The following is a 4,337-nucleotide window of genomic DNA, read 5'->3' as shown; positions in this document are numbered from 1 at the left end:
GTCGAAGCCAACTGGCTTCACAACACCCGTAGCTACAGCGTGAAGATGGATGACATCAGCAACGACGTGAAAGGCAACCGCAATATTGGCGAACTGAAAGTGGGCGTTGAAGGCCAGCTTAGCCAGCGTCTGCAACTGTGGGGCAACGTCGCCCAGCAAATTGGCGACAACGGCTACAGCGATACGCAGGGAATGTTAGGACTGAAATACAGCTTCTGACTTTCTACCACCCGTGGTAACACGGGTGGTTTTTTTCACTCGCCTCCCTTTGTGATCCCATTCGCATCCCTCAGATTTTGTTGTAAATAAGATGGAGTGACTTTATCCAGCTCAGGGAAATGTGGTTTATGGAACCTCTACATGCGGTTTTCCTCACCGTCAGCCTGTTCGTGTTAACCTTCTTCAACCCCGGCGCCAATCTGTTTGTGGTCGTGCAAACCAGTCTGGCCTCCGGACGGCGCGCAGGAGTATTAACTGGTCTGGGCGTTGCGTCAGGTGACGCTATCTATTCCGGGCTGGGGCTGTTTGGCATGGCGACACTGATCACCCAGTGCGAGGCGGTATTTTCGGTGATCAAAATTGGCGGCGGCGCGTATCTGCTGTGGTTTGCCTGGAACAGTATGCGTCACCAGGCCACACCGCAGATGCCAACGCTGCAGCAACCCGTTAGCGCGCCATGGACCGTGTTCTTTCGTCGTGGCTTACTGACCGATCTGTCAAATCCGCAAACCGTCCTGTTTTTTATCAGTATCTTCTCCGTTACGCTGAGTGCCGACACGCCCATGTGGGCAAGGATGATGGCCTGGGCCGGGATTGTGCTCTCTTCGGTTATCTGGCGCGTCTTTCTAAGCCAGGCCTTTTCGTTGCCTGCCGTGCGTCGGGCATATGGCAGAATACAGCGAGTCGCCAGTCGCATCATCGGCGCGATAATTGGCCTGCTGGCGTTACGTTTAATTTATGAAGGGATTACGCATCGGTAACATACTGTTTAGAGAGAGGATTTCATGCCCATACTGCCGGATGGCGACGCGTTGCGCCTTATCCGGCCTACAGGTTTTTTGCCTGGCCGGGTAAAGCGAAACCGCCTCCCGGCACTTGGCATCAGAACGACGCTTTAATACCGATCATCGCTGAAGTGTCGCTGTAGCCGTTGTTACCAACCTGCTGAGCGACGTTGCCCCACAGGGCGACGTTCTTCGTCAACTGGCCTTCAACACCGGCTTTCAGTTCGCCGATATTGCGGGCGCCTTTCAGATTCACATTTTCACCGTTCATTGAGACGCCAAAGTCTTTGCTGTTGTGGATCCAGTTGGCTTCGACAAACGGCTGGAAGGTGTGGTCTTTGCCGTCGTCCAGTGTGTTGTGGCCCTTGCCGAACAGACGGACGCCGACGCGTGTCTGGATGTTGCCATCGCCGTTACCTTCAACGCGGGTACCGTTAACTTCTTTGTGCTCATCTGCCTTCACGCCCATCCAGGTGATCTGGGCTTTTGGCTGAATATACAGCGCGTTACGCTCGCTGAGTTCGGCCAGTTTCCAGGTGTAGCCAGATTCGACAGAGGCGGTGAAGCCCTTAGAATCATACTCTTCAGATTCGACATCACGACCAGAAACGGTGTTATCAAACCAGCTGTACTGCGCCCAGGTATCGACATACGCGCCTTCGTGCGTCGCGTTGTCCTGCAGCCAGGTGCCGTACAAACCAACGCTGTAACCACTGATGCGGCTGTCGGCCCGGTTACCGTTACGCTGGTTTTCGGCGCGCGCTTTCTGGTTGGCATAACCGGCCATCAGGCCCAGATGGTAGCGGTCGGTGTTGTCCGAAGACCACTGCGCAATGTCGCCGCCCAGTTGCATGACATAACGGTTGGCCTGCATATCCAGTTGACCACTGCTGTCTTTCTGACGGGTATGACCGCCCACGTTACGCAGCCACATACTGGTGACGGCTTCTTCGCCGGTCAGCGCGTCCACGTAATGCGTTTCGCCCAGACGATCCTGCAAACGGGTATTGAACAGCGTGTTCGCCGCCTGCAGGTTCATGCCGTACAGACCGGCTTCCGGACGCACCGCGTGTTCGCGCGGCGTCGGAGCTGGCGGCTGCGGATCGGTAGGATTCAGAGGATCCAGCGGAGTAACCGGAGACAGGGCGCTGCTCAGATACCAGTTTTTATTATTCTCGCCTTCACCGCGATGCAGGGTGTAGTCATACGCACCGGCCACGATACGGCCATTTTGTTTAAACACACCGTCAGAATTGCCGCCAACGCTAATCAGTTCGATGCCCGACGTCGTCAGACCGCCCGCGCCCCCGGCGTTCAGTACTTTAACGTTCGTGGTGCCGGAGGTGTTGCCCGCAACGATCATCCGGTCAGTCGGTGAGCTGTCATCGCCCAGTTGGGTGTTCATCACGAGATTACCGTTAGTGCCTGTGTAATCACCGTCCACCGTCAGGGTTTTGAAACTCGCGGTATCACGCGTCAGCATACGACGCTTTGTGGCGGCTGGCATAAAGGTCAGCGTGGAGTCATTCAGCGTCAGGTTGGTGAGCTGAGAACTTTTGGTCATGTTCCAGGCCGAGCCATCGGCCAGCGACAGGTTATTCACTGCATTGCCGCTGGTGACCATCCCGCCGACGAAACGCGACTGGTTAATCGCATTCACATCAACCACGGCGGAATCCAGGGCTTCAATCGTCCCGACAACGTCGATTTTCTGCGGGTTAATCGTCACGCGGGAGTCGGCGTTTTCCGCCAGAATGGCAGTGGCATCCGGGTCGTTGTAGTTAACCCCCATCTGTACCCCACCGTTCAGCGTGATTTCGCCGCCCTTGTCCGCACGGACGTAGTTCCAGCTCCCGCTGCGGGTGGTATCGACAACATCAATGTTCAGACGACCATTAATGTCGATTTTACCCGCCGTGAGCGCATCTTCTTTACTGGCCCGAATGCCGGTACCGGTTGTTTGCTGATGCCCCTGAGTATCCAGCGTGATATTCAGGTCGTTACTGGTAAACTGCGAAGCGCCCACGGACTCGACACCACTGAGAACCGTACTCTCCGCGCCTGACTTCAGCAGCAGGCTCGTCTTTCCTGCCATGGTCACATGTGCATCCAGATCAACGCCGGTGAGACCATCTGAAACCCAGATCCCGGAAATCACGCCATTCGCATCGTTCACGGTGACATCAATAGCGGTGTCGCCCAACGCTTCAACGTCAGCCCCGTTAGAACTGATACCGTCCGCATACTGATCGGCGACGGATGTAATCGTGGCATTTTTATAACGAATCAGTGAACGGTCGGCATCCACACTGGATTCCGAATCGAGGCCGACGGCGTAGAATGTCCCCTTACTATTGACGATCAAATTTTCAGCGTTGATTTTCGATCCCGACTTTGCATAGATCGCGAAATTCTTCCCATTCGCCCCGGTCACCGCAGAATTAACCGTGGTGGTGCCGGTTAAGGTAAAGACGCCATTGTGTTTATTGCCCAGAATGCCCGCAATATCTTTGCCATCACGCTTTTGACTCATATTTATCGTCAAATTATCGGCAACGATCGAGCCTTTTTGCGCGAGATAGGCTGCACTGTTACCACCCACCTGAACGATACCCACCGCATACATGAACTGATAATCATTATCCAGCGGAATGTCTGGTCGCCCCTCGACGGTGCCTGGAATGACATCGCCGATGATATGATTCACGGTAGTCCCTGAACCTAAATTAATGGTTCCGCTGTTGGCGACAATCACTGTCCCGTTGGAAATTAAAAAGTCACCGTTTTCAAATTCGCCCCCACCCGAGACCGTGGGCGTTCCGCCAGGGTTGGTAATGGTTACACCACCATTATTCGCCACGGAGATCGTATTGTTTTCCCCTGCGGTGCTAATGATTTTATATTCCTGATCTTTAGCGATGATCCCGCTTCCGCTAATAATACCATCTACATCATGAATGACTGCACCGGCGTTATTTGCCATTAACAGACTACTGATTAACAACGCCATGGTTGTTAATTTAAATTCTTTTCTCTTCATATCAATTCCACTGTATCGAAATAACAGCACGCTATACATCGCATGATTAAATGCAGTGTATTTGTGAATGCGTTAAGTAAAAGTCACGGCAATGTAACGTATGTCCTTCCGACCCAAACGCCCTGAGTCTCATTGCGGTATTTAGGCAATATTTTCCAGATATCAGGCGTGAGAACAAATGAAATGATCTTAGCCATGATGACAATTCAATCATCTTAAAAACAAAACAATAAAAGAATATAATTCCTTAAATGGCATTATATACAGCACATTATTTCTTTAAATGCAGTTCA

Annotated in this window: 3 protein-coding genes; 2 read left to right on the top strand and 1 reads right to left on the bottom strand. The window is 52.8% G+C overall.

Annotation, left to right across the window (positions count from 1 at the left end; all coding sequences use genetic code 11):
- Both AB7E14_RS21145 and AB7E14_RS21140 read left to right on the top strand, forming a co-directional pair.
- Positions 1-219 (top strand): autotransporter outer membrane beta-barrel domain-containing protein (locus AB7E14_RS21145; protein ID WP_428169907.1); only part of this gene is annotated, 219 nt, incomplete at its 5' end.
- A 128-nt stretch (positions 220-347) separates the two neighbouring features.
- A complete protein-coding gene (locus AB7E14_RS21140; RefSeq protein WP_044258897.1) occupies positions 348-980 on the top strand; it encodes a LysE family transporter in 633 nt (210 codons plus the stop codon).
- 121 nt (positions 981-1,101) lie between these two features.
- Here AB7E14_RS21140 and AB7E14_RS21135 read toward each other — a convergent pair whose 3' ends face one another.
- Positions 1,102-4,044, bottom strand: coding sequence for an autotransporter outer membrane beta-barrel domain-containing protein (locus tag AB7E14_RS21135; RefSeq protein ID WP_428169906.1), 2,943 nt, complete (start codon positions 4,042-4,044; stop codon positions 1,102-1,104).
- Positions 4,045-4,337: the final 293 nt, after the last annotated feature.

It is taken from the genome of Citrobacter sp., from assembly GCF_050252275.1.
In the GTDB taxonomy this organism is placed as follows: Bacteria; Pseudomonadota; Gammaproteobacteria; order Enterobacterales; family Enterobacteriaceae; genus Citrobacter_A; species Citrobacter_A amalonaticus.
Note: the sequence above shows the minus strand (reverse complement) of the source record. Positions and strands in the feature narration are given on the sequence as shown.